Annotated in this window: 27 protein-coding genes; 7 read left to right on the top strand and 20 right to left on the bottom strand. The window is 65.4% G+C overall.

The window, feature by feature from the left end; genetic code table 11:
* The first annotated feature begins 56 nt into the window (after window positions 1-56).
* Window positions 57-536: an Lrp/AsnC family transcriptional regulator gene (locus HU735_RS09255; protein ID WP_186713238.1), complete on the top strand. Its 480-nt coding sequence runs from the start codon at window positions 57-59 to the stop codon at window positions 534-536.
* 88 nt (window positions 537-624) lie between these two features.
* Here the strand turns inward: HU735_RS09255 and cysN are convergent, their stop codons facing one another.
* The 3 genes from cysN to HU735_RS09240 all read right to left on the bottom strand — a co-directional run bounded on the left by cysN (window position 625) and on the right by HU735_RS09240 (window position 4,422).
* Entirely contained in the window at window positions 625-2,526 is a 1,902-nt protein-coding gene (gene cysN / locus HU735_RS09250; protein ID WP_186713237.1) for a sulfate adenylyltransferase subunit CysN, read from the bottom strand.
* A gap of 15 nt (window positions 2,527-2,541) precedes the next feature.
* Complete coding sequence (gene cysD / locus HU735_RS09245; protein ID WP_011535568.1) at window positions 2,542-3,459, bottom strand: sulfate adenylyltransferase subunit CysD; 918 nt, start codon at window positions 3,457-3,459, stop codon at window positions 2,542-2,544.
* A gap of 204 nt (window positions 3,460-3,663) precedes the next feature.
* Window positions 3,664-4,422, bottom strand: a complete 759-nt coding sequence (locus HU735_RS09240; RefSeq protein WP_186713236.1) for a Nif3-like dinuclear metal center hexameric protein — start codon at window positions 4,420-4,422, stop codon at window positions 3,664-3,666.
* A gap of 268 nt (window positions 4,423-4,690) precedes the next feature.
* On the opposite strand from HU735_RS09240, the gene algW reads away from it, so the two are divergent.
* Entirely contained in the window at window positions 4,691-5,851 is a 1,161-nt protein-coding gene (gene algW, locus HU735_RS09235) for a Do family serine endopeptidase AlgW (protein WP_186713235.1), read from the top strand.
* 181 nt (window positions 5,852-6,032) lie between these two features.
* On the opposite strand, the gene HU735_RS09230 is transcribed toward algW, so the two are convergent.
* The 4 genes from HU735_RS09230 to HU735_RS09215 form a co-directional block, all read right to left on the bottom strand.
* Window positions 6,033-6,797 carry an amino acid ABC transporter ATP-binding protein gene (locus HU735_RS09230; RefSeq protein WP_050703824.1) on the bottom strand — a complete coding sequence of 255 codons (765 nt, stop codon included), beginning with the start codon at window positions 6,795-6,797 and terminating at the stop codon, window positions 6,033-6,035.
* Between the two features lie 10 nt (window positions 6,798-6,807).
* The gene (locus HU735_RS09225; protein ID WP_050703823.1) at window positions 6,808-7,905 is read right to left on the bottom strand and encodes an amino acid ABC transporter permease; all 1,098 of its coding nucleotides are present in this window, start codon (window positions 7,903-7,905) and stop codon (window positions 6,808-6,810) included.
* Window positions 7,906-7,915: 10 nt separating this feature from the next.
* Window positions 7,916-9,094, bottom strand: coding sequence for an amino acid ABC transporter permease (locus HU735_RS09220; RefSeq protein WP_186713234.1), 1,179 nt, complete (start codon window positions 9,092-9,094; stop codon window positions 7,916-7,918).
* Window positions 9,095-9,161: 67 nt separating this feature from the next.
* Window positions 9,162-10,190 carry an amino acid ABC transporter substrate-binding protein gene (locus tag HU735_RS09215; RefSeq protein ID WP_023629381.1) on the bottom strand — a complete coding sequence of 343 codons (1,029 nt, stop codon included), beginning with the start codon at window positions 10,188-10,190 and terminating at the stop codon, window positions 9,162-9,164.
* Window positions 10,191-10,525: 335 nt separating this feature from the next.
* Here HU735_RS09215 and HU735_RS09210 point away from each other — a divergent pair, with 335 nt between their 5' ends.
* Entirely contained in the window at window positions 10,526-11,182 is a 657-nt protein-coding gene (locus HU735_RS09210) for an alpha/beta fold hydrolase (protein ID WP_186713233.1), read from the top strand.
* A gap of 92 nt (window positions 11,183-11,274) precedes the next feature.
* On the top strand, window positions 11,275-12,741 hold the full coding sequence (gene rhlB, locus HU735_RS09205) for an ATP-dependent RNA helicase RhlB (RefSeq protein ID WP_186713232.1): 1,467 nt from the start codon (window positions 11,275-11,277) through the stop codon (window positions 12,739-12,741).
* 109 nt (window positions 12,742-12,850) lie between these two features.
* Here the strand turns inward: rhlB and moaE are convergent, their stop codons facing one another.
* From moaE to HU735_RS09165, 8 genes are all read right to left on the bottom strand, one after another.
* Window positions 12,851-13,297, bottom strand: a complete 447-nt coding sequence (gene moaE, locus HU735_RS09200; RefSeq protein WP_186713231.1) for a molybdopterin synthase catalytic subunit MoaE — start codon at window positions 13,295-13,297, stop codon at window positions 12,851-12,853.
* 2 nt (window positions 13,298-13,299) lie between these two features.
* Window positions 13,300-13,545 (bottom strand): molybdopterin converting factor subunit 1, encoded by a 246-nt coding sequence (gene moaD / locus HU735_RS09195; protein WP_186713230.1) that lies wholly within the window; start codon window positions 13,543-13,545, stop codon window positions 13,300-13,302.
* Window positions 13,545-14,015: a cyclic pyranopterin monophosphate synthase MoaC gene (moaC, locus tag HU735_RS09190; RefSeq protein ID WP_046857035.1), complete on the bottom strand. Its 471-nt coding sequence runs from the start codon at window positions 14,013-14,015 to the stop codon at window positions 13,545-13,547. The genes moaD and moaC overlap by 1 nt, the downstream gene beginning before the upstream one ends.
* A gap of 121 nt (window positions 14,016-14,136) precedes the next feature.
* Entirely contained in the window at window positions 14,137-15,531 is a 1,395-nt protein-coding gene (locus tag HU735_RS09185) for a PhoH family protein (protein ID WP_011535580.1), read from the bottom strand.
* 294 nt (window positions 15,532-15,825) lie between these two features.
* The gene (phnE, locus tag HU735_RS09180) at window positions 15,826-16,593 is read right to left on the bottom strand and encodes a phosphonate ABC transporter, permease protein PhnE (RefSeq protein ID WP_186713229.1); all 768 of its coding nucleotides are present in this window, start codon (window positions 16,591-16,593) and stop codon (window positions 15,826-15,828) included.
* Window positions 16,590-17,417: an ABC transporter permease subunit gene (locus HU735_RS09175; protein ID WP_186713228.1), complete on the bottom strand. Its 828-nt coding sequence runs from the start codon at window positions 17,415-17,417 to the stop codon at window positions 16,590-16,592. Before HU735_RS09175 ends, phnE begins: the two co-directional genes overlap by 4 nt.
* The gene (locus HU735_RS09170) at window positions 17,411-18,205 is read right to left on the bottom strand and encodes an ATP-binding cassette domain-containing protein (RefSeq protein ID WP_186713227.1); all 795 of its coding nucleotides are present in this window, start codon (window positions 18,203-18,205) and stop codon (window positions 17,411-17,413) included. The genes HU735_RS09175 and HU735_RS09170 overlap by 7 nt, the downstream gene beginning before the upstream one ends.
* Entirely contained in the window at window positions 18,202-19,056 is an 855-nt protein-coding gene (locus HU735_RS09165) for a putative selenate ABC transporter substrate-binding protein (RefSeq protein WP_189656967.1), read from the bottom strand. Before HU735_RS09165 ends, HU735_RS09170 begins: the two co-directional genes overlap by 4 nt.
* A gap of 164 nt (window positions 19,057-19,220) precedes the next feature.
* Between HU735_RS09165 and selD the strand changes: the two genes are divergently transcribed.
* On the top strand, window positions 19,221-20,255 hold the full coding sequence (selD, locus tag HU735_RS09160; protein ID WP_186713225.1) for a selenide, water dikinase SelD: 1,035 nt from the start codon (window positions 19,221-19,223) through the stop codon (window positions 20,253-20,255).
* The gene (gene mnmH / locus HU735_RS09155) at window positions 20,255-21,367 is read left to right on the top strand and encodes a tRNA 2-selenouridine(34) synthase MnmH (protein ID WP_186713224.1); all 1,113 of its coding nucleotides are present in this window, start codon (window positions 20,255-20,257) and stop codon (window positions 21,365-21,367) included. Before selD ends, mnmH begins: the two co-directional genes overlap by 1 nt.
* 201 nt (window positions 21,368-21,568) lie before the next feature.
* On the opposite strand, the gene HU735_RS09150 is transcribed toward mnmH, so the two are convergent.
* Entirely contained in the window at window positions 21,569-21,955 is a 387-nt protein-coding gene (locus tag HU735_RS09150) for a lysozyme inhibitor LprI family protein (protein WP_084941676.1), read from the bottom strand.
* A 34-nt stretch (window positions 21,956-21,989) separates the two neighbouring features.
* Window positions 21,990-22,910, bottom strand: coding sequence for a LysR family transcriptional regulator (locus HU735_RS09145; protein ID WP_186713223.1), 921 nt, complete (start codon window positions 22,908-22,910; stop codon window positions 21,990-21,992).
* Between the two features lie 91 nt (window positions 22,911-23,001).
* Here HU735_RS09145 and HU735_RS09140 point away from each other — a divergent pair, with 91 nt between their 5' ends.
* Window positions 23,002-23,469 (top strand): DMT family transporter, encoded by a 468-nt coding sequence (locus HU735_RS09140; protein WP_139668737.1) that lies wholly within the window; start codon window positions 23,002-23,004, stop codon window positions 23,467-23,469.
* Window positions 23,470-23,548: 79 nt separating this feature from the next.
* Here HU735_RS09140 and HU735_RS09135 read toward each other — a convergent pair whose 3' ends face one another.
* From HU735_RS09135 to HU735_RS09125, 3 genes are all read right to left on the bottom strand, one after another.
* Window positions 23,549-24,088 (bottom strand): hypothetical protein, encoded by a 540-nt coding sequence (locus HU735_RS09135; RefSeq protein ID WP_186713222.1) that lies wholly within the window; start codon window positions 24,086-24,088, stop codon window positions 23,549-23,551.
* A gap of 81 nt (window positions 24,089-24,169) precedes the next feature.
* Window positions 24,170-24,709 (bottom strand): hypothetical protein, encoded by a 540-nt coding sequence (locus HU735_RS09130; protein ID WP_186713221.1) that lies wholly within the window; start codon window positions 24,707-24,709, stop codon window positions 24,170-24,172.
* A gap of 52 nt (window positions 24,710-24,761) precedes the next feature.
* The gene (locus HU735_RS09125) at window positions 24,762-25,325 is read right to left on the bottom strand and encodes a GNAT family N-acetyltransferase (protein WP_050703803.1); all 564 of its coding nucleotides are present in this window, start codon (window positions 25,323-25,325) and stop codon (window positions 24,762-24,764) included.
* Window positions 25,326-25,456 lie beyond the last annotated feature (131 nt).

Here is a 25,456-nt window from a genome sequence, read left to right as displayed (position 1 = left end):
GCAATTGCGCAAGTTTTGAAAGAAAAACAACAAAAACAGAACCAGGAGGGCAAGACATGCCTTCAGCTCTCGACCGTACCGACCGCGCCCTGCTCGCCGCCCTGCAGGACAACGCCCGCCTGACCGTTTCCGAACTCGCCGACCAGGTCGCCTTGACCACCTCGCCCTGCTGGCGGCGGGTCAAGCTGCTGGAGGACAACGGCTACATCACCGGCTACCAGGCCATTCTTTCACCCAAGTCGCTGGGCTTCGGGGTGACCGCGTTCGTCAGCATCATGATGGACTCGCACACCAAGGAGATGGCCCTGGCGTTCGAGCAGCGGCTGATGGAGATTCCCGAGATCGTCGCCTGCCACAACATCTCCGGGCGCTATGACTTTTTGCTGGAGATCCTGGCGCGGGACCTGGAGTCGTTCGGCGAGTTCACCCGGGAGGTGCTGCAACGGTTGCCGGGGGTGAAGGAGATCTATTCGAGTTTTTCGTACAAGGCGGTAAAGGAGCGGCGGGTGATTCCGGTTACCGAAAAACATATCTAGCAATGCCGGGGGCTGCTGTGCAGCCCCAGCTCTCCCGAACCAAACAAAAAACCCCGCCGAAGCGGGGTTTCTCAGATTACGCGGTTACTCAGATCGCGCCACGCTGACGCAGCACATCCAACACCAGCTTCACGCCCTCATCGACACTGACCGACTGGGTGTCGATCACCAGGTCCGCATCCAACGGCACATCGAACGGGAAGCTCTCGCCCGGAATGTTGTCGCCACCGGCCGCGTACAGCCCTTGCGGATCACGCTCACGGCACACCAGCGGCGACGCCTGCACATAGACGGTGACCAGACGTTCCTTGCCGATCAGCGCCTTGGCCTGCTCGCGGCCTTCGGCATCCGGGGCAACGAACGCGGCCAGGGTCAGCAGGCCGGCTTCGTTGAACTGGCGCGCCACATGGGCGGCGCGGCGCCAGTTCTCGGTGCGACCGGCGCGGTCCTGCGGCAGGCCCTTGTTCAGGTCGTGGCGCAGGTTCTGGCCATCGAGCACATAGACCGCACGACCCATGTCGAACAGCTTGCGCTCCACGGCATAGGCCAGGGTGCTCTTGCCAGCGCCGGACAGGCCGCTGAACAGCACGGTGGCCGGCTGCTGGCCGAAGCGCAGGGCACGCTCTTCGGTGGACACATGGGCCAGCTTGCCGTGCTGGCCGGTGCTGCCGTGCGGCAGTACCGGCGGGGCGATGATCATGCCGGCGCCGACGGTGCCGTTGGTCAGGCGGTCGATGACGATGAACGCGCCGGTAGTGCGGTTGCTCTCGTAGCCGTCCAGGGCGATGGCGCTGTCCAGCGCGACCTTGACCCGGCCGATCTCGTTGAGCTGCAGCGCGCTGGCGGCGCCCTGCTCCAGGGTGTTCACATCGACCTTGTGGGTGATGCTGGCAATCGAGCCCGGCACGTAGCTGGTGGCGCGCTTGATGTCGTATTTCTTGCCCGGGAGCATCGGCTCCTCGGCCATCCACACCAGCATGGCGTCGAACTGGTCGGTGACCGACGGTACGTTGTCGGCATGCACCAGCAGGTCGCCACGGGAGATGTCGATCTCGTCTTCCATGGTCAGGGTCACGGCCTGGCCGGGGCCGGCGTTCTCCAACTCGCCTTCATAGGTGACGATGGACTTGACCCGGCTGCTCTTGCCCGACGGCAGCACGACGATCTCGTCCCCCTTGTGCACCACGCCACCGGCGATGGTGCCGGCGAAGCCACGGAAGTTCAGGTTCGGACGGTTGACGTACTGCACCGGGAAACGCAGGTCGGTGACGTTGCGGTCGGCGGCGATCTCGACGGTCTCGAGGATCTCCATCAGCGCCGGGCCCGTGTACCACGGCGAACGCTCGCTGCGGTTGACCACGTTGTCGCCCTTGAGCGCCGACATCGGCACGAAGTGCAGGCTCGACGGTTTGAGGTTGATGCCTTCGGCGAACTTCAGGTAGTCGGTCTTGATCGACTCGAAGACCTGCTCGTCGAAGCCCTTGAGGTCCATCTTGTTGACCGCGACGACGATGTGCTTGATGCCCAGCAACGAGGCGATGTAGCTGTGCCGGCGGGTCTGGGTCTGCACGCCGTAGCGGGCATCGACCAGGATGATCGCCAGGTCGCAGGTGGACGCGCCGGTGGCCATGTTGCGGGTGTACTGCTCGTGGCCCGGGGTGTCGGCAATGATGAACTTGCGCTTGGCGGTGGAGAAGTAGCGGTAGGCGACATCGATGGTGATGCCCTGCTCGCGCTCGGCCTGCAGGCCGTCCACCAGCAGCGCCAGGTCGACTTCCTCGCCGGTGGTGCCGGACTTTTTCGAGTCGCGGGTGATGGCCTCGAGGTGGTCCTCGTAGATCATCTTCGAATCGTGCAGCAGGCGCCCGATCAGGGTGCTCTTGCCGTCGTCCACGTTGCCGCAGGTCAGGAAGCGCAGCAGTTCTTTACGCTCGTGCTGGGCCAGGTAGGCGAGGATGTCCTCGCTGATCAAATCGGATTGGTGCGACATGAGGAAACCCTGAAATTAGAAGTAGCCTTGGCGTTTTTTGTCTTCCATGGAGCCGGCGCCATCGTGGTCGATGACGCGGCCCTGGCGCTCGGACGTTCGGGTCAGGAGCATTTCCTGGATGATGTCCGTCAGGGTCTCGGCTTCAGACTCGACCGCGCCCGTCAGCGGGTAGCAGCCCAGGGTACGGAAACGCACTTTCTTCTTGACGATGCGCGCCTTCTCCTCGTCGCTCAGGTGCTCGAGGATGCGCTCGTCGTCGATCATGATCAGGGTGCCGTTCTTCTCGATCACTTCGCGCTCGGCGGCGAAGTACAGCGGCACGATCGGAATGCCTTCGAGGTAGATGTACTGCCAGATGTCCAGCTCGGTCCAGTTCGACAGCGGGAACACGCGGATCGACTCGCCCTTGTTGACCTTGCCGTTGTAGATGTTCCACAGCTCCGGGCGCTGGTTCTTCGGGTCCCAGCGGTGCTTGCTGTCACGGAACGAGTAGACGCGCTCCTTGGCCCGCGACTTCTCTTCGTCGCGGCGCGCGCCACCGAAGGCGGCGTCGAAGCCATGCTTGTCCAGCGCCTGCTTCAGGCCCTGGGTCTTCATGATGTCGGTGTGCTTGGAGCTGCCATGGGTGAACGGATTGATGCCCTGTGCCACACCCTCGGGGTTGACGTGGGTGATCAGCTCCAGGCCCATCTCTTCGACCATCTTGTCGCGGAAGCGGTACATCTCCTGGAACTTCCACTGGGTGTCGACGTGCATCACCGGGAACGGCAGCTTGCCCGGGAAGAACGCCTTGCGCGCCAGGTGCAGCATGACCGCGGAATCCTTGCCGATCGAGTACAGCATCACCGGGTTGTCGAACTCGGCGGCCACCTCGCGGATGATGTGGATGCTCTCCGCCTCCAGCTGTTTCAAGTGCGTCAGATTGTCGACCATGGCTACTCACGAAAAACGATCTTATGGACGGCCTGCGGGCCGTGTTCGAGCGAGCCACTTTATCACAGCACCTGATTCTATTTAGGAGGCTGCCTAGATCGAAACAATCTAACGATATGACTGGGGGTTTGGGCGAAAAAGCATCGCGGGGCAAGCCCGCTCCCACGGTGTTCGTGGGAGCGGGCTTGCCCCGCGATGAGGCCGTCAGATCGGATTCGGACAATCGATGAACAGGTGCTCGACCGCGAACCGCCGCGCCAGGTAGTCCCCCAGCGCCTGCACGCCATAGCGCTCGGTGGCGTGGTGCCCGGCAGCGATGAAGCTCACGCCGTTCTCGCGGGCACTGTGGAAGGTCTGCTCGGACGCCTCGCCACTGATGAACAGGTCGACCCCGGCGGCGATGGCGGTGTCGATGTAGCCCTGCCCACCCCCGGTGCACCAGCCGACCCGGCGGATCATCTGCTCACCCTCGACGACCAACGGCTCGCGCCCCAGCGCCTCGCGTACCCGACGGGCGAAGTCCCGCGCCGACACAGGTTCCGCCAGCGAACCGACCAGGCCGACCACCTTGGGATTGTTCGGGTCCAGCGGGCCTTCGACGGTGATATCCAGCTGGCGCGCCAGCTGCATGTTGTTGCCCACTTCCGGGTGCACGTCCAGCGGCAGGTGGAAAGCCAGCAGGCTGATATCGTGCTTGAGCAGGGTCTTCAGGCGCCGCTGCTTGATCCCGGTGATGCACGGGTTCTCGCCCTTCCAGAAGTAGCCATGGTGCACCAGCACCAGGTCGGCCTCGGCCTCAACCGCCGCGTCCAGCAGCGCCTGGCTGGCGGTCACGCCGCTGACGATACGGCTGACCTGGGGGCGGCCCTCGACCTGCAGGCCGTTGGGGCAGTAGTCCTGGATCTTCGCGCTGCCCAGGTAGCGCTCGGCTTCCTCGACCAGGGTATTGAGGGCGACGGCCATGAAAAATCTCCTCGAATTCGGCGTTGCGGCAGGGCGCGAGGCCCTATAATGGCCGCCATTATGGGCCGTCGCCGGTTTCGGGGGAACCGCTGTCAGGTTCTCCCCTTCGCGGGGCAAGCCCGCTCCCACGCCGTGCGCGAAAGGCGTGGGAGCGGGCTTGCCCCGCGATACACCGACCGTCGCCGTCCGGATTTTTCACGTGTATGATCGCGCGCGCTCGCCCCGGGCCGAACTGACATGGCCCCCGCCCTACTCCCAGGATTCATTCATGTTCAAGGCTCTGCGTTACTTCGGCTGGCCCCTGCTCACCGGCGTGCTGATCGCCATGCTGATCATCCAGCGCTTCCCGCAATGGGTCGGCCTGCCCAGCCAGGACGTCAACCTGCAGCAGGCGCCACAAACCACGAAGATCATGCAGGGCCCGGTGTCCTACGCCGATGCCGTGACCCTGGCCGCGCCCGCCGTGGTCAACCTGTACACCACCAAGGTGGTGAACAAGAGCGCCCACCCGCTGTTCGAAGACCCGCAGTTCCGCCGCTTCTTCGGCGACAACCTGCCCAAGCAGCGGCGCTGGGAGTCGAGCCTGGGCTCGGCGGTGATCATGAGCCCGGAAGGCTACCTGCTGACCAACAACCACGTCACCAGCGGCGCCGATCAGATCGTCGTGGCCCTCAAGGACGGTCGCGAGACCCTCGCCCGGGTGATCGGCAGCGACCCGGAAACCGACCTGGCGGTGCTGAAGATCGACCTCAAGAGCCTGCCGGCGATCACCATCGGCCGCTCCGACAACATCCACATCGGTGACGTGACCCTGGCCATCGGCAACCCGTTCGGCGTCGGCCAGACCGTGACCATGGGCATCATCAGCGCCACCGGCCGCAACCAGCTGGGCCTGAACAACTACGAAGACTTCATCCAGACTGACGCTGCGATCAACCCGGGCAACTCCGGCGGCGCACTGGTGGATGCCAACGGCAACCTGGTGGGTATCAACACGGCGATCTTCTCCAAGTCCGGCGGCTCTCAGGGCATCGGCTTCGCCATCCCGGTCAAGCTGGCGCTGGAGGTGATGAAGTCGATCGTCGAGCACGGCCAGGTGATCCGTGGCTGGCTGGGCATCGAGGTGCAGCCGCTGAGCCAGGAGCTGGCCGAATCGTTCGGCATGCAGGGCCGCCCGGGGATCGTCGTGGCGGGCATCTTCCGCGATGGCCCGGCGGCGCGCGCGGGGCTGCAGCTGGGTGACGTGATCCTGAGCATCAACGGCGAGCCAGCCGGTGACGGGCGTAAATCGATGAACCAGGTGGCGCGGATCAAGCCCAACGAGAAGATCACCATCGAGGTGGTGCGCAATGGGCAGCAGCTGAAGCTGGTGGCCGAGGTGGGGCTGCGACCGCCGCCGGCGCCGGCGGCCACGAAGGAAGAAAAATAAGGCTTGGATCAGGGCTGCTTCGCAACCCTGTAGGAACGGCCTTGTGTCGCGATGGGGCGCGTAAGCGGCCCCAGGTTTTCAGCTTCGCAGCACATATCCCCGGGGCCGCGTAGCGGCCCATCGCGACACAAGGCCCTACAGGGACCGCGTCAGCCCCCCCGGTGGGGCGGCCCCGATTGCATCAATGCAGGATCTGGCTCAGGAACAGCTTGGTCCGATCACTGCGCGGCCGGTCGAAGAAGTCATCCGGCGCGGCCTGCTCGACGATCTCCCCCTTGTCCATGAAGATCACCCGGTTCGCCACGGTGCGGGCAAAGCCCATCTCGTGGGTCACGCAGAGCATGGTCATGCCGTCCTCGGCCAGGCTGACCATGGTGTCGAGCACCTCCTTGACCATCTCCGGGTCCAGCGCCGAAGTCGGCTCGTCGAACAGCATGATCTTCGGCTTCATGCACAGCGCCCGGGCAATCGCCACCCTCTGCTGCTGACCACCGGACAACTGCCCCGGGTACTTGTGCGCCTGCTCCGGAATGCGCACGCGCTCGAGGAAGTGCATGGCGATTTCCTCGGCCTTGCGCCGCGGCAGCTTGCGCACCCACATCGGCGCCAGGGTGCAGTTCTCCAGGATAGTCAGGTGCGGGAACAGGTTGAAGTGCTGGAACACCATGCCCACCTCGCGGCGGATCGCCTCGATCTGCTTGAGGTCGTTGGTCAGCTCCACACCATCGACGACGATGCGCCCCTGCTGGTGCTCCTCCAGGCGGTTGAGGCAGCGGATGGTGGTCGACTTGCCCGAGCCGGACGGCCCGCACAGGACGATGCGCTCGCCCTGGCGCACGTTCAGGTTGATGTCCTTGAGCACATGGAACTGGCCGTACCACTTGTTCACGCCCTGCATCTGGATGATGCCTTCGGGGCCGGCAGGCTGCTTGATCGCTTCACTCATTTCGAAACTCCTAACGCTTGTGGCCAGTGTCCAGCTTGCGCTCCAGGTGCATGGAGTAGCGGGACATACCGAAACAGAAAATCCAGAACACCAGGGCGGCGAACACGTAGCCCTCGGTGGCCATGCCCAGCCAGGCCGGATCAGCCGCTGCCTGCTTGACGCTGTTGAGCAGGTCGAACAGGCCGATGATGATCACCAGGCTGGTGTCCTTGAACAGGGCGATGAAGGTGTTGACGATGCCGGGGATCACCAGCTTGAGCGCCTGGGGCAGGATCACCAGGCCCATCGCCCGCCAGTAGCCAAGGCCCATGGCCGCGGCGGCTTCGTACTGGCCCTTGGGGATGGCCTGCAGGCCGCCGCGCACCACCTCGGCGATGTACGCCGACTGGAACAGGATCACGCCGATCATCGCCCGCAGCAGCTTGTCGAAGCTCATGCCCTCGGGCAGGAACAGCGGCAGCATCACCGACGACATGAACAGCACGGTGATCAGCGGCACGCCGCGCCAGAACTCGATGAAGGTCACGCAGACCACCTTCACCGCCGGCATGTTCGAGCGACGTCCCAGCGCCAGCAGGATGCCCAGCGGCAAGGCGCCGACGATACCGACCGTGGCGATCACCAGGGTCAGCATCAAGCCGCCCCACTGGCTGGTGGGCACCGTGTCCAGGCCCAGCGCGCCGCCGTGCAGCAGGATGTAGGCGAGGATCGGGTACAGCACCAGGAAGCCCAGGCCGTACACGGCCTTGCGCGGGAAGCGCTTGATGAACAAGGGCGCTGCGCCGAGCACGGCGAGCCACACGGTCAGGTCGACGCGCCAGCGCAGTTCCGCCGGGTAGTAGCCGTACATGAACTGGCCGAAGCGCTGCTGGATGAACACCCAGCAGGCGCCCTCCTTGGTGCAGTCGGCGCGGGTGGTGCCGACCCAGTTGGCGTCGATGAACGCCCACTGCACCAGCGGCGGCACGATCAGCCAGACCAGGTACAGGGCGAACAATGTCAGCAGGGTGTTGAGCCAGCTGGAGAACAGGTTGGCCCGCATCCAGGCGAGCACGCCAACGGTCTTCACCGGTGGCGGCATGTCGGGTTTGAAAACATGGGCTGTCACGGAAGTACCCTCACCGCTCGATCAGCGCAATGCGCTTGTTGTACCAGTTCATCAGCAGCGAAATGCTGATGCTGATGGCGAGATAGACGCTCATGGTGATGGCGATCACCTCGATGGCCTGGCCGGTCTGGTTGAGCACGGTACCGGCGAACAGCGAGACCATCTCCGGGTAGCCGATACCGGCAGCCAGCGACGAGTTCTTCGCCAGGTTCAGGTACTGGCTGGTCAGCGGCGGAATGATCACCCGCAACGCCTGGGGAATGATCACCTTGCGCAGCGTCGGGCCTTCGCGCAGGCCCAGCGAGCGGGCCGCCTCGGTCTGGCCATGGCTGACCGAACGGATGCCGGAACGCACGATCTCGGCGATGAACGCCGCGGTGTAGATGGTCAGCGCCAGGGTCAGCGCCAGCAGCTCGGGGATCAGCACCCAGCCACCGACGAAGTTGAAGCCCTTGAGCTGCGGCACTTCCCAGTGCACCGGGCTGCCGAACAACAGCGCGCAGACGCCGGGGATGCCGATGAACAGCAGCAGGCCGACCCAGAACTTGTGGAACGGCTCGCCGGTTTCGTCGAAACGCTTGTTGGCGAAACGCACCATCACCGCGATGGCGACGATCGCCAGCGCCAGCGCGATGACGAACGGCCAGAAGCCCTCGGCCATCGAGGCGCCGGGCATGTTCAGGCCGCGGTTGCTGATGAAGAAGGTGTCGTCGATGTTGATGCTGCCCCGTGGCCCCGGCAGGGTCAGGAACACGGCGAAGTACCAGAACAGGATCTGCAGCAGCGGCGGAATGTTGCGGAAGGTCTCCACGTACACCGTTGCCAGCTTGTTGATCATCCAGTTCGGCGACAGCCGCGCCACGCCGATGATGAAGCCCAGCAGCGTCGCCAGGATGATGCCGATGAAGGTTACCAGCAGGGTGTTGAGCAGACCGATGACGAACACCCGGGCGTAGCTGTCCGATTCCACGTAGGGGATCAGGTGCTGGGCGATGCCGAAGCCGGCGCTGCGCTCGAGGAAATCGAAGCCCGAGGTGATGCCCCGGTGCTGCAGGTTGGTCTGGGTGTTGTGGAACAGGTACCAGCCCAGGCCCACCACGAAGACCACCGTGAGGATCTGGAACAGCCACGCGCGCACACGTGGATCACTAAGGGAAAACCCTTTCCGTGCGCCGATTTGATTTTGCATGAAGTGCCCCGAAAAGAAGGGATTCGAACGACCCGCGGCGGCAGGATGCCGCCGCGGGGTGCAACCATCAGCGCACCGGTGGCGCGTACTGGATGCCGCCGTTGTTCCACAGGGCGTTCATGCCACGGTCGATCTTCAGGTCGGTGCTCTGGCCCAGGTTCTTCTCGAACACTTCGCCATAGTTGCCGACTTGCTTGACGATCTGCACTACCCAGTCCTTGGGCAGCTTGAGGTCCTTGCCGTACTCGCCGTCGGCGCCCAGCAGGCGGGCGACGTCAGGGTTCTTGGTGGACTTGGCCTCGGCCTCGACGTTCTTCGAGGTGACGCCGGCCTCTTCGGCATTGAGCATGGCGAACAGGGTCCACTTGACGATGCTGAACCACTCCTCGTCACCCTTGCGCACCACCGGGCCCAGCGGCTCCTTGGAGATGGTTTCCGGCAGCACCACGTACTCGGTCGGCGCGGCCAGCTTGGAACGCTGGGCGAACAGCTGCGACTTGTCGGAGGTCAGCACGTCGCAACGCCCGGACTCCAGCGACTTGGCGCTTTCGTCGGAGGTGTCGAAGGTGATCGGGGTGTACTTCAGGCCATTGGCGCGGAAGTAGTCGGAAACGTTCAGCTCGGTGGTGGTGCCGGCCTGGATGCAGATGGTCGCGCCGTCGAGTTCCTTGGCGCTGGAGACGCCGAGTTTCTTGTTGGCGAGGAAGCCGACGCCGTCGTAGTAGGTGACACCGGCGAACACCAGGCCCATGCCGGCATCGCGCGAGCTGGTCCAGGTGGTGTTGCGCGACAGCACGTCGACTTCGCCGGACTGCAGCGCGGTGAAGCGCTCCTTGGCGTTGAGCTGGCTGAACTTGACCTTGGTCGCGTCACCGAACACCGCGGCGGCCACGGCGCGGCACACATCGGCGTCGATGCCGACGATCTTGCCTTGCGCGTCCGGCACGGAGAAGCCTGGAAGACCATCGCTCACGCCACACTGGACGAAGCCCTTCTTCTTCACCGCATCGAGGGTGGCGCCGGCCTGGGCGAAGCTGGTGGCGCCCAGCGCGGCAGCGGCGGTCAGGACTGCCAGGGTGGTTTTCAACATCTTCATCAACAACCTCCAAATCGCTCTTGTTGTATGAGCCGGAATTGCACCGCACCCTTATGAGGCGCATCCGACCCCTTGTTGGCTTGTTTTTGGGTCAATTGGCGCAATGGGCTGTTCTGTGACAGCCTTCTATCCACACGAGGGGTGTTACCGTGAGCGGCTCACCCCTACGCATAACCGATACGTAGCAAAGGCCGTACCACAGTCGAGGGCTTAAGCGATTAAGCGGGCGTCAAGTAGGAAAAGTTGTAGAGTTGCGACATTCTTTTCTGGCATTAACCGTCACCGCCTTCTTTTTACGCACCCAATCCGTACGCACGCACTCTTTCGGAGCAGTCATGACCCAGCCGTTGATCCTCGAACCCCAGAAACCCGCCGACGCCTGTGTGATCTGGTTGCACGGCCTGGGGGCCGACCGTTACGACTTCCTACCGGTGGCCGAATTCCTCCAGGAACGCCTGCTGAGCACCCGCTTCATCATGCCCCAGGCCCCCACCCGCCCGGTGACCATCAACGGTGGCTACGAGATGCCCAGCTGGTACGACATCAAGGCCATGACCCCGGCGCGGGCCATCGACGAAGCACAGTTGGAAGAGTCCGCCGAGCAGGTCATCGCGCTGATCAAGGACGAGCAGGCCAAGGGCATCAGCCTGTCGCGCATCTTCCTGGCCGGCTTCTCCCAAGGCGGCGCGGTGGTGCTGCACACCGCCTATATAAAGTGGCAGGAAGCCCTGGGCGGGGTGATCGCCCTGTCCACCTACGCACCGACCTTCACCGACGGCCAGCAGTTGAGCGCCTGCCAACAGCGCACCCCGGCGCTGTGCCTGCACGGCGTGCACGACCCGGTGGTGATCCCGTCGATGGGTCGCACCGCGTTCGAATACCTCAATACCTGGGGCGTCGCCGCCCGCTGGTACGAGTACCCGATGGAGCACGAAGTGGTGGTCGAGGAGCTCAACGACATCCATGAATGGCTGAGCCGCCAGCTGCAGTAACCCTGTAGCCCGCCATGCATTGCACTACGCCGCGCCCGATTCTTGCATTACACTGCCCGGCGTACATTCCTTAACCAGTTGACGAGACGACCGTGCTCAAGGCACTCAAGAAAATATTCGCCAAGGGAGACGCCGCGCCGCAGGCCGCCGAGCCCGTCGCCGTGACCCCGCCCGCGCCGGCCGCGCAACCGCCTGTCGAGAAGGCGCCAGCGCGCCAGCACGCCAAGCCCAGGGCCGCGGCAAAACCACAGGCCGAGCCCCAATCCGCCGAACAGCCGCGCGCCGAGCAGCCCGCCCGGGACAAGCCGCGCCGCGAACGCAAGCCCAAGCCCCAGGCCAGCCTGTGGAAGCCCGAGGATTTCGTGGTCGAGCCGCAGGAAGGCAAGACCCGCTTCCACGACTTCAAGCTCTCCAACGAGCTGATGCACGCCATCCACGACCTCGGCTTCCCCTACTGCACGCCGATCCAGGCCCAGGTCCTGGGCCACACCCTGCGTGGCCAGGACGCCATCGGCCGGGCCCAGACCGGCACCGGCAAGACCGCCGCGTTCCTGATCTCGATCATCTCGCAACTGCAGCAGGTGCCGCCGCCCAAGGAGCGCTACATGGGCGAGCCGCGGGCGCTGATCATCGCCCCGACCCGCGAGCTGGTGGTGCAGATCGCCAAGGATGCCCAGGCCCTGACCAAGTACAGCGGCCTGAACGTGATGAGCTTCGTCGGCGGCATGGACTTCGACAAGCAGCTGAAATCGCTGGAAGCCCGCCACTGCGACATCCTGGTGGCCACCCCCGGCCGCCTGCTGGACTTCAACCAGCGCGGCGAGGTGCACCTGGACATGGTCGAGGTGCTGGTGCTGGATGAGGCCGACCGCATGCTCGACATGGGCTTCATCCCCCAGGTCCGCCAGATCATCCGCCAGACCCCGCCCAAGAGCGAGCGCCAGACCCTGCTGTTCTCGGCCACCTTCACCGACGACGTGATGAACCTGGCCAAGCAGTGGACCACCGACCCGGCCATCGTCGAGATCGAGCCGGAGAACGTGGCCAGCGAGACCGTCGAGCAGCACGTCTATGCCGTGGCCGGCAGCGACAAGTACAAGCTGCTGTACAACCTGGTCACGCAGAACAAGTGGGAACGGGTGATGGTGTTCGCCAACCGCAAGGACGAGGTGCGGCGCATCGAGGAAAAACTGGTGCGCGACGGCATCAACGCCGCCCAGCTGTCGGGCGACGTGCCGCAGCACAAGCGCATCCGCACCCTGGAGAACTTCCGCGAGGGGCGCATCAGCGTGCTGGTGGCCACCGACGTGGCCGGGCGCGGTATCCATATCGACGGCATCAGCCACGTGATCAACTTCACCCTGCCGGAAGATCCGGACGACTACGTGCACCGCATCGGCCGTACCGGCCGTGCGGGGAGCAGTGGTGTGTCGATCAGCTTTGCCGGCGAGGACGATTCGTACCAGCTGCCGGCGATCGAGGAGCTGCTGGGGCGCAAGATCAAGTGCGAGATGCCGCCGGACGAGCTGCTGAAGCCGGTGCCGCGCAAGCAACATTGATCAGTGGTGACTTCTTCGCGGGTAAACCCGCTCCCACAGGCACGCATGAACCCTGTGGGAGCGGGTTTACCCGCGAACCGGGGCCAAGCCCCGGCCATCCACAACAGGCCTACCAGCGCCCCGCCGCATCCTGGTCGCTCTGCTTCCCTTCCACCCAGCGCGGCCCCTCCCGGGTATTCTCCTTCTTCCAGAACGGCGCCCGGGTCTTCAGGTAATCCATGATGAAGTTGCAGGCATCGAACGCCGCCTGGCGGTGCGCGCTGGCCACGCCGACGAAGACGATCGGTTCGCCCGGCTCCAGGGCGCCGATGCGGTGCAGCACCTCGACCTTGAGCAACGGCCAGCGCTGCTCGGCCTCGACCACGATCTTGGCCAGGGCCTTCTCGGTCATCCCCGGGTAGTGCTCAAGGAACATCCCGGCCACGTCCAGGCCATCGTTGAAGTCGCGCACGTAGCCGACGAAACCGACCACCGCGCCCACGCCGACATTGGCGGCATGCATGGCGTTGACCTCGGCGCCCGGGTCGAAGGCCGCCTGCTGAACACGTACGGCCACGATCAACCTCCAGTCACGGGTGGGAAGAACGCGATCTCGTCACCCTCGTCCAATGGCTCATCGAGCCGGCACAGCTCTTCGTTGCGGGCGCACATCAGGTTCTGCTCGGCCAGCACCGCGTAATGCCCGCCCTTGCCCACCAGGGCCTGGCGCACGTCGTCCAGCACCTTGAAGTCGCCTTCCAGGCGCTCGGCGTCGACGCCCAGCAACTCACGGTAGCGGGCGAAATACATGACCTTGACCTTCATCACCCCTCCACCTTGTAGTGGCCGCTCTTGCCGCCGGTCTTCTCCAGCAGGCGCACCTGCTCGATGACCATGCCCTTGTCCACCGCCTTGCACATGTCGTAGATGGTCAGCGCGGCGACGCTGGCGGCGGTCAGGGCTTCCATCTCGACGCCGGTCTGCCCGGCCAGCTTGCAGCGAGCGACGATATGCACCACGTCCTCGCCTTCGGCGGCCAGCTCGACCTTGACGCCGGTGAGCATCAGCGGATGGCACAGCGGGATCAGGTCGCTGGTCTTCTTCGCCGCCTGGATGCCGGCGATGCGCGCCACGGCGAACACGTCGCCCTTGGGGTGTTGGCCATCGACGATCATGCGCAGGGTGTCCGGCAACATGCGCACCCGTGCCTCGGCAATCGCCTCGCGCGCGGTCACGGCCTTTTCAGTGACGTCGACCATGTTGGCGCGCCCCTGGGAATCAAGATGAGTCAGCACTGCTCTGCTCCTGGGTAGGGAGTACAGAGTGTAAACCTGCAGGTCAGCTTTGAGCAGAGGGCAGATCAGCGCATCGCGGGGCAAGCCCGCTCCCACGACGAATCGTGGGAGCGGGCTTGGATTACAGATGCGACTCGGCGTACTCGGCCAGCACCGAGCGCGGCACGCCCTGCAGGGTGATATGAACGCCGTGGGGGAAGTCCTTGAAGCGTTCGGTCAGGTAGGTCAGCCCGGAGCTGGTGGCCGACAGGTACGGCGTGTCGATCTGCGCCAGGTTGCCCAGGCAGACCACCTTGGACCCGTTCCCCGCGCGGGTGATGATGGTCTTGATCTGGTGCGGCGTGAGGTTCTGGCACTCGTCGATGAGGATCAGGCTCTGCTGGAAGCTGCGACCCCGGATGTAGTTCAGCGACTTGAACTGCAACGGTACCCGCTCGAGGATGTACTCAACGCTGCCGTGGGTGCTCTCGTCGTCCATGTGCAGCGCTTCGAGGTTGTCGGTGATGGCGCCCAGCCAGGGCTCCATCTTCTCCGCCTCGGTGCCCGGCAGGAAGCCGATCTCCTGGTCCAGCCCCTGCACGCTGCGGGTGGCGATGATGCGCCGGTAGCGCTTGCTGACCATGGTCTGCTCGATGGCCGCGGCCAGCGCCAGGATGGTCTTGCCGGAGCCGGCGGCGCCGGTCAGGTTGACCAGGTGGATATCCGGGTCAAGCAGGGCGAACAGCGCCAGGCTCTGGTGGATGTCCCGTGGCTTCAGGCCCCAGGCTTCCTGGTGCAGCAGCGGCTCCTGGTGCAGGTCGAGCAGCAGCAGTTCGTCGTTGCGGATGCCCTTGATCCAGCCGACGAATCCTTGTTCGTCGATGATGAACTCGTTGATGTGCACCGCCGGCAGGTTGTCGATCAGTTGCACCCGGTGCCAGGTGCGACCACGTTCCTGACGAGTGTCGACCTTGCTCACCCGGTCCCAGAACGACCCTGTGACCGAGTGGTAGCCCTTGGACAGCAAGGACACATCATCGACCAACTGGTCGGTGCTGTAGTCCTCGGCGGCGATCCCGCAGGCACGCGCCTTCAGGCGCATGTTGATGTCCTTGGTCACCAGCACCACGTCGAGGTCCTTGCGCTTGGCGCGCAGGTCCAGCAGCTGGTTGATGATGATGTTGTCGGCGAGGTTTTCGGGGAGCAGGCGATTTGGCTCGTTGCGCGTGCTCATGAGGATGGACAGGAAACCCTTGGGCCCACTCTTGCCACGCTGGATCGGCACGCCCTGCTCGACATCGCTGGGCGAGGCGTCGCCCAAGGTCTGATCGATCAGGCGGATGGCCTGGCGACATTCGGCGGCGATGGTGTGTTTACCGGTCTTGAGCTTGTCGAGTTCCTCCAGCACCGTCATCGGTATGGCGACGTGGTGCTCCTCGAAGTTGAGCAGGGCATTGGGGTCGTGAATCAGGACGTTGGTATCGAGCACATACAGGATTGGCTGGTTGGAGGAAGGGTTGCGTCCTTGGTCATCCATACTCGTTCACCTTATGTGAAAGCCACACGGCGCGAACGGCTGCGCCGCAGAGTGACTGCCGTTCTTCCCGTATCCGCGTCGTTACGGGCGGGAAGCTCACCTGGCAAAAGGGGCGTGGATGACGCCACCTGTGCTGCAGGGTTCGGCTGTCTGATTCCTTGATACCGCAAAAACCATGACCGAAAAAAGTCTTTTTACGCTCTAGTGAAGTTTATTTTTCGGATTGACGAACAGGGCTTGGCGCGAGGCCTGAGCGGGACTACAGTCAGAGATCAGGTAGCGCATCAGGCCCGTTCAGGCGCGCACGAAACGCTGGCGCAGCACATCGCTCAGGGCGTCCACCAGCAACACCAGCAGCAGCATGGCAATGATCACCGTGCTGGCCTGGGCCTCCTGGAACAAGCTCAGGGTCGCATAGAGCATCTGCCCCAGCCCACCCGCCCCCACGAAGCCCAGCACGCTGGCCATGCGGATATTGTTCTCCCAGCGATACAGGCTGTACGCCAGCAGTTGCGGCCACAGGTTGGGCAATGTGCCGAAACAGAACGCCGCCACCTGGCTGCCGCCCTGCAGGCGGATCGCCGCCGCAGGCTCCGGCGGTGCATTCTCCAGCACCTCGGCGAACAGCCGCCCCAGTACCCCGGCAGTGTGCAGCGCCAGCGCCAGGGTGCCGGCATTCGGCCCCAGGCCCGCCGCCAGCACGGTCAGCGCCGCCCAGACCAGCTCCGGAATCGCCCGCAGCGCATTGAGCAGCAGGCGCGCCGCGCCCTGCAACGGCCAGCCAAAGCGCCCGGCGGCCGGCAGCGCCAGCAACAGACCCAGCAACATCGCCAGGAGCGTCCCCATCCCGGACATCGCCAGCGTTTCCAGGGCACCCTGCCCTACCGCCCGCAGGTGCGCCGGGGACAGGTCAGGGTGCAGGAAACGCGCCGCGTATTCGCCCATCTGCGCCGGCCCGCCGCTGCCGACAACCGCTGCCATGTCCAGCTCCAGGTAGCCGAACGACGCCAGCACCGCCGCCAGGATCGCGACGATCACCAGCCCATTGATCACCCGCCTCATGCGAGCCTCCCGCGCAGGAAGCGGCTGAGCAGGTCGGCCAGCACCACCAGCAGCAGGAAGGTCAGCAGCATGCTTGCCACCTCGGCGCCGGCGAACATGCGCATCGACAGGTCGATCTGCTGGCCAAGGCCGCCGGCGCCGACAAAGCCCATCACCACCGAGGCGCGCACCGCACATTCCCAGCGGTACACCGTGTAGGACACCACTTCGCTCGCGGCCTCGGGCAGAGTGCCGTAGAGAAACGCCGACAACCGGCTGCTGCCTGCCTGGAGCAAGGCATGGGCCGGGCGTTGGTCCACCGACTCGAAGATCTCCGCGTAGACCTTGCCGAGCATGCCGCTGTAGGTGATGGCAATGGCCAGCACCCCGGCGGTCGGGCCCAGGCCTACGGCGCGGACGAACAGCAGGGCCCAGACGATCTCGGGCACGCTGCGCAGGAAGATCAGCACGCCGCGCACCGGCAGGCGCGCAGCGCGTGACAACGGTTCCAAACGTCCACCATTGGAAGCCGACCGCAGCGACAGCGCCCGGCTGGCCAGCAGGCTGGCCGGCACCGCCAGCAGCAGCGCCAGGGTCATGCCCGCCGTGGCCACGGCCAGGGTCTGCACAGTGGCAGTGAACAGCAGGTCGAGAAACCCGGCGTCATGGGCCGGGGGCCAGAACGCGCTGACAAAACCGGCCATCTGCTGACGGTTCTCGGCCTGCAACAGCACACCGGGATCCAGCTCGCTCAGGTGCAAGCCCGGCCACAGCAACGCCAGGCACAGCAGGGTCAGCAACACGCGAGGGATGGCAGCAGGATCGCGTTGGTCAGTGCTCAGCATCGCGGGATCTGCACCTGCAGGCTCGCCGTCGCGGCAACAGGCGAGGCCAGTTGCTCGTTGGCGTACAAGGCATCGAGCATCGCTTCGCTGACCGCTGCTGCCGGACAATCGAACGCCACCTGCCCGGCACGAATACCGATGATGCGCGGAAAATGCGCCAGGGCGAGGTCAACCGCGTGCAGGCTGGCGACCAGGGTCACGCCATGGGCCTGGGCATGGCGGTTGAGCAGTGCCAAGCTGTGATCGGCCAGCACCGGGTCCATGGCCGAGACCGGCTCGTCGGTCAGCAGCACTTCGGGTCGCTGGTACAAGGCACGGGCGATGCCGACCCGCTGCAACTGGCCACCGGACAACTGCCCGCATTGGGCGAACAGCTTGTCGGCCATGCCCAGCTCGGCCAGCGCCGCACGGGCACCGGGCACATCGCCGGGGTGGATCAGATTGAGCAACCCGCGCAACGTGCCCCACTGCCCCAGGCGCCCCGCCAGCACGGCGGTGACCACCCGCTGGCGCGGCGGCAGGGGCGGCGCCTGGTGCACCAGGCCAACCCGTGCGCGCAAGCGCTGACGGGCCCGGGCAGACAATGCCCAGGGCTGCTCGCCCAACAACTCCAGGCGCCCGCCACTGGGTGGCACGGCGGTGCCCATCAGGTGCAGCAGGCTGGACTTGCCGGCCCCGGACGGACCGATGATCGCCACCCGCTCGCCCTGACCGATCAGCAGGTCCACCGCGCTCAAGGCCTGGACCTGACCATGACGCACACTGGCGCCCTGAACACGGATACTCACTTGAGCAGACCGGCCTCACGCGCGGCTTGCTCGGTGCCCGCGTAGTTCTCGGGCTTGGTCTCGATGAAACGGCTGGCGGCCTGCAGGTCGAGGATCGCCTTGTCCGCAGGCTTGGCCGGGTCCAGGGCGAGGAAGGCCTGCTTGATCTTTTCTTTCAGTGCCGGGTCCATGTTGCCGCGCACGGTCCAGTTGTAGTCGAAGTACTCCGGCGTGGTGGCGAACACCTTCACCTTGCTGGTGTCGACCTTGCCCGCCGCGACCAGCTTGTCCCAGACGCTGGCGTTGAGCACGCCGGCATCGGCCTTGCCGGCCTGGACCCAGGCGGCGGTGGCATCGTGGGCGCCGGAATAGGCGACGCGGCTGAAGTACTCCTCGGGCTTGATGTTGTCGTTCTTGAGCATGAAGTAACGCGGCATCAGGCTGCCCGAGGTGGACGAAATCGAACCGAAGGCGAAGGTCTTGCCCTTCAGGTCCTTGAGGCTCTTCACGTCCGGGTTGGCGGTGATGAACTTGCTGGTGAACTTGGCATCCTGCTCACGCTGCACCAGCGGCGTGGCCTTGGGGTCCTTCAGGTGCACCTGGACGAAGGTGAAGCCCCCCAGCCAGGCCAGGTCCAGACGATCGCTGGCCAGCGACTCGACCACCGCCGGGTAATCGGCCACCGGCACGAACTGCACCTTCATGCCCAGTTGCTGCTCGAGGTACTCGCCCAGCGGCTTGAACTTGCGCAGCAGTTCGGTCGGCGCCTCGTCGGGGATAGCGCTGACGCGCAGCACATCGGCGGCCTGGGCGATCACCGCGCAGCAGGACAGCGCGAGGCCGGCAAACAGGGCCAAGGGGCGTTTGAGCATGGGGGATTCTCCGGTTCGATAGCGGGGCATGAGTCGGTGTCGCATCGCGGGTCTGCGTGGCAGCGGGCTTGCCCCGCGATGCTGGCAAACGAGGGAAGTATAAGAGCCACAGGCACAAAGGCCAGCTTTGCTACAATCGCGCATCACGAAAAGTCGAGGTGCACATGAGCGAGCCGATTCGTCTGACACAGTACAGCCACGGCGCTGGCTGTGGCTGCAAGATTTCTCCCAAGGTCCTGGATGTGATCCTCGCCGAAAGCGGCACCCAGGCCCTCGACCCGAAACTCTGGGTCGGCAACGCCTCGCGCGACGACGCCGCCGTCTATGCCCTGGATGACGAGCGCGGCGTGGTCTCGACCACCGACTTCTTCATGCCCATCGTCGACGACCCGTACGACTTCGGTCGCATCGCCGCCACCAACGCCATCAGCGACATCTACGCCATGGGCGGCGACCCGCTGATGGCCATCGCCATCCTCGGCTGGCCGATCAACGTGCTGCCGCCGGAAGTCGCCCGCGAGGTGATCCGCGGTGGACGCGCCGTCTGCGCCGAAGCCGGCATCCCGCTGGCTGGCGGCCACTCCATCGACGCCCCCGAGCCGATCTTCGGCCTGGCTGTGACCGGCGTGGTGAGCAAGCGCCACCTCAAGCGCAACGACACCGCCAGCATCGGCTGCCGCCTGTACCTGACCAAGCCGCTGGGCATCGGCATTCTCACCACCGCCGAGAAGAAGGCCAAGCTGCGCGAACAGGACCAGGGTCTGGCCCGTGACTGGATGTGCACCCTCAACACCCCGGGCAGCCGCTTCGGCAAGCTCGACGGCGTGCAGGCGATGACCGACGTCACCGGTTTCGGCCTGCTCGGCCACCTGGTCGAAGTCGCCGAAGGCAGCGGCCTCACCGCCCGCCTGCAGTTCGCTGCCGTACCACGCCTGCCCAGCGTCGAACACTACCTGGCCGAGGGCTGCATCCCCGGCGGCACCCTGCGCAACTTCGACAGCTACGGCCACAAGATCGGCGCGCTGAGCGACGAGCAGAAGCACCTGCTGTGCGACCCGCAGACCAGCGGCGGCCTGCTGGTGGCGGTCACCCCGCAGGGCGAGGCCGAATTCCTCGCCGTGGCCCGGGAACTCGGGCTCGAACTGGCGCCGATCGGCGAGCTGGTCGAGCGACAGAGCCACGCAGTCGAGGTGATCTGATGCGCCCCGACTGCACCGAGCTGAAACAGCTGTTCCTCGACGACGTGCCGATGATGGACATGCGCGCGCCGATCGAATTCACCAAGGGTGCCTTCCCCGGCGCCGTCAACCTGCCGCTGATGAACGACCAGGAGCGGCAGAAGGTCGGCACCTGCTACAAGCAGCAGGGCCAGGCCGCCGCCATCGCCCTGGGCCACCAGTTGGTCAACGGCGCGCTCAAGCAGCAGCGCCTGGAGGCCTGGGCCGCGTTCACCCAGGCCCATCCCGACGGCTACCTCTACTGCTTCCGTGGCGGCCTGCGCTCGCAGATCGTCCAGGGCTGGCTCAAGGACGCCGGCATCCAGTATCCGAAGGTGGTGGGCGGCTACAAGGCCATGCGCACCCTGCTGATGGATACCACGCTGCAGGCGGTGCAGCAGTGCGCGTTCGTTTTGCTGGGCGGACTGACCGGCACCGGCAAGACCGATGTGCTGCACCAGCTGGACAACGTGCTCGATCTGGAAGGCCACGCCAACCACCGCGGCTCAAGCTTCGGCAAGCGTGCCACGGCGCAGCCGGCGCAGATCGATTTCGAGAATGCGCTGGCCATCGACATCCTCAAGAAACGCGAGCGTGGTATCGGCCAGTTCGTGCTCGAGGACGAAGGCCGCGTGGTCGGCAGCTGCGCGGTGCCGCTGGAGCTGTACCAGGGCATGCAGCGCTATCCGCTGGTGTGGCTTGAAGACAGCTTCGCGCATCGTGTGGAACGCATCCTGCGCGACTATGTGATCAACCTGTGCGCCGAGTACATCGCCGTGCACGGTGAAGAAGCCGGCGGCCCGCTGTTCGCCGAGCGCATGCGCCAGAGCATGGCCAACATCTACAAGCGCCTGGGCGGCGAACGCTTCCAGCGGCTGTCGGCGTTGCTCGACCAGGCGCTGGAGGAGCAGTTGCGCAGTGGCGACGTGAGCCTGCACCGAGGGTGGATCGAAGGGCTGCTCAAGGAATACTACGACCCGATGTACGCCTACCAGCGGGCGGCCAAGGCACAGCGGATCGAGTTCGCCGGAGACGGCGTGGAGGTGCGCGAGTACCTGAAGGCACGGGCACGGCGCGAGTACCACAGCGCCTGAGGCTCGGCAAGACCGCTCCAATGGAGCTGAAAATGACTTATTGATTTAGCAGGGACCTGTAGGAGCGGCTTTAGCCGCGAACACCGGCGAAGCCGGTGCCATTACACCACGTCGCTTGTTTCGCGACTAAAGCCGCTCCCACAGGGTGCGCGCTGGCTGGGTAATCACAGTTCCCTGCGCAACAGGGCAGCAACCCCACAGTTACTGCCCCGGACTGAGCACCCGCTCCAGCTCCGCCGCGCGGTCCTTGCTCATGTCCATCTCACACATCGCGCCTTCGATGCGGTAGATGCTGCCGTTGCTCAACTTGCCGTGGAAGGCGCAGTTGCCGTCGCGGTACTTCATCCAGGTACGCTGGACTTCGCGCAGGTCCTTCTGCTGCTGGCTGTCGAGCTTGGCCATCAGTTGCTTGTAGACGCGGTTCAGCCGGTCATCCTGTAGCTGGGTCTCGGCCTGGATGCAGGCGCCCATGGCCAGGGTGCTGGAGGCCTTGTCCATGCACTGGGTGTAGGTGGGCGAATAGTCCTCGGCCTGGGCGCCGGCGGCGATCAGCAGGGCGGCAGCGCCGACCAGGCAATGCTTGAACATGGGCTTTCCTTTTCGCAGATGAATGCGGCACAGCCTAGCACCCTGCCGCGCCTTCGTTCACGCACAGCGCCTGGATCCGCGCCCGCAGCCAGCGGTGCCCGGCATCGCCGTCGCGCCGCGAATGCCAGGCCTGGGCAAAGGCGAACGGCGAGATCGCCAGGGGCGGCGCGAACTGGCGCAGCGCCGGGTCCAGCCGGGCACCGGCAAGGCTGCGCCGGGCCACGGTGAGCACCAGGTCGGTCCCGGCAATGAGGCTTTGGGCCACGCCCCAATGCGGCAAGGTCAGGGCGATGCGCCGACGCGCGCCCAAGCTGGCCAGGGCGTGATCAATCTCGTTGTCGATGCCGGGGCGTACCGCCACCAGCACATGGGGCCGCGCCAACCACGGTTCGAGCGCCAGGCCGCCACGTGACGGCAGGCTGGTGCGGTCGGCCAGGCAGACGAAGGATTCCTCGAACAGCACCTGCTGGGCCATTTCCGTCGGCAGCTCCGGGAACACGCCCAGCGCCAGGTCCGCCTCGCCGTCGATCAACTGGCCGAGCATCGCCTCACGGCTACCCTGGGACACCACCAGGTCAATGCCCGGTGCTTCGCGCCGCAGCAGGCGCATCAGCGCTGGCAGCACCACACGGGCGCCATAGTCGGACATGGCCAGGCGAAAGGTGCGCCGTGCCCGCGCCGGCTCGAAGCCCGGCGTGCCGAGCAGTCCGTCGAGTTGCTGCAACGCCTCCTGCAACGGCGCCTGCAGGGCTTCGGCGCGGGCCGTCAGCTGCAGGCGGCCATCGCGTCGCACCAGCAGCGGGTCGGCGAAGAGCTCGCGCAACTGCGCCAGGGCATGGCTGACCGCCGGCTGGCTGCGGTGCAGGCGCAGGGCCGCGCGGGAGACATGTTGCTCGCTGAGCAAGGCATGCAGGGTCAGCAGCAGGTTGAGGTCGATGCGACGCAGATCATCCATGGTACGAATACAACCTGTGCGAAGTTCGAATTTCCATCATTGAAATGCATGATCGAGACTAAGGCCAGTGTTCTGATCAGGAGTAGACACCATGCCCGCCAGCCTCTTCGCCGCCCTCCCCTTGCTCATCGCCCTGCTCGCCGGAGCCGCCGTGCCGTTCCAGGCCGGCAGCAACGCCGCGCTCGGGCGCCTGCTCGGCCATCCGCTGTGGGCCGCCGGGGTGTCGTTGCTGGTCAGCCTGCTGATGCTGGTGCCGGCCCTGCTGCTGATGCGCGCGCCGCTGCCGCAGGTGCAGCAGCTGGCCCATGCGCCCTGGTGGGCCTGGTTCGGCGGGGTCGCCGGGGTGCTCTACATCACCGCCGCGCTGGTGCTGACGCCGCGCCTGGGGGCGGCGGGGTTTATCGTCTGCGTGGTGGCCGGGCAGGTGCTGTCGTCGCTGCTGATCGACCAGTTTGGCCTGATGGGGTTGCCGGAGCGGCCGGTGAACCTGTTGCGGCTGGCGGGGGTGGGGATGATCGTGATCGGGATGATCGTGGTGCAGTGGGGCACGGCGCGTTGAGCGCCTGACATAGCAGCCCTATCGCGGGGCAAGCCCGCTCCCACGCAGTCATTGCGCTGCCCTGTAGGGACAATTGCCATCACAAGGTGCGCGGCTGCTCCGGCGGCACGATCACCTTGTGCGGCTCGAAGCGCAGCGACGGCATTTGCGTACCGGCATACAGCGCCACGCTCAGGGCAGCGATCAGGGCCACATCGAGCCAGCCCCAGCCCGGCACATCCGCCGCCGAGCGCGCCTTCCAACACCACCACAGCTGGCCCAGGCAGAACACCAGGATAGCCAGCAGCCACAGATAGAAGCCCGCGCCGAAGCCGGTCACATCCTGGAAGGCGTAGCTCTGGTTGTCCGGCAAGCGGGTGATGGCGAAGCTGCTGGCCGCCAGGTACAACGCCACCAGGCCGCAAACCAGCGCCAGGCGGCGGAACCGACGATGGGCGAGGACTGCCAGCGCCAGCAGCGGGTTGGCGAACCACTGGTACAGACCGAAGGCGATGCCCCAGGGGCCGTAGAGCAGCATCTGCAACGCCGGCACATGCCGACCCGCCCCCGTCAAGGCGCCATCGAAGGCCAGGCTCAGCAGGTACAGGGCCAGGCTGGTGGTCAGGTAGAAAGCGGGCAAGTCAGGTACCTGGAGAAAACGGGACAAGCTGCGACCTTAACCCAGCCCTGGCGTCTTTCCAAACCCGACGGGCGCGCCGCATCAGCGTGTCGCAGCCTGATCCATCGACTGGGTGGAGCTACTGATCTGAACGCGCAGGCTCGGCATCAGCGTCCCGGCGTAGATCGTCGCCGCCAGTACTGCGATCAGCCCCAGGTCGTACCAACGCCAACCCGGCATACCCGCCGTCGAACGCACCTTGCGGCACCACCAGCCCTGCCCCAGGCAAAACAGCAGGATCGCCAGTGTCCACAGATAATACCCGGCGCCAAATCCGGTCAGGGGCTGGATGTCATAGCTGCGGTTGTCCGACACCCGCTCGATGCCAAGGCAACTGAGCGCAAGGCCCAGCGCGACCACTCCGGCGCCAAGCGCCAGCCGGCGATAACGCCGATGAGCAAGCAGCGCCAGCCCCAGCAGCGGATTGGCGAACCACTGGTAAAGCCCCATGGCAATGCCCCAAGGCCCCATGAGCACTATCTGCAAGGCGGGCATATGCCCGTCGACGCCCATCAGGATACCGTCGAAACACAGGCTCAACAGAAACAGCAGCAAGGTGAACGTCACGTAGAAAGCAGGCAAAGCGCGGGCTCCATCCCATCAGCGAAAGGCGCGTCCATAACACGCATGGGCATCAGGCCACAGGCGGTTCTAGCAGCAGCCCGTACAGGCCTGAGTCGGAGAGCTCTCCGGCCACGCACCAGCGGGCGCGCAACGTGCCCTCAAGGACGAACCCCTGGCGCTCCAGCGTGCGCGCCGAGCCCTGGTTGCGCGGGTCGATTTCCGCCTCCAGGCGACGCAGGTGCAGGGTATGGGCGAGGTAGTCGATGAAGCAGGTCAGCGCCTCGTCCATGTAGCCCCGGCCCTGGGCGGACTTGGCCAGGCAGTAGCCGATCTCGCCACGGCGCGAGCCCTCCTCGAGGTTGAACAGCTGGACCATGCCGATCAGCTCGCCATTGTCGCGGCGGTACATGCCCAGTTTGAGCAACTGGCCGGCGGCAAAGGCCTCGCGGTCGGCGGCCAGGGCGCTTTCGGCTTCGGCCAGGGTCTGCCAGGGGGCGTGGTACCAGTAACGCATCACTTCCGGGTCGGCCATGATGGTCAGCCACTGCTGCGCGTCGCCGTGGCGCATGGGGCGCAGCTGCAGGCGTGGGCTTTCAAGGCACAGGTCGCTGGGGAAACTGCGGGGGTCGGGCACGCCGGGACTCCTGTCCGGTGGTGGGGAGATGACAGTCTAACGACAGTGGCCCGGTCTGGCATCCCTGGGGCCGCTTTGCGGCCCTTTCGCGGCACAAGGTGCCGCTCCTACAGGGGATAGCGATTTCCTGT

The organism is Pseudomonas sp. BW16M2 (assembly GCF_014268865.1).
Lineage (GTDB): Bacteria > Pseudomonadota > Gammaproteobacteria > Pseudomonadales > Pseudomonadaceae > Aquipseudomonas > Aquipseudomonas peradeniyensis.
Note: the sequence above shows the minus strand (reverse complement) of the source record. Positions and strands in the feature narration are given on the sequence as shown.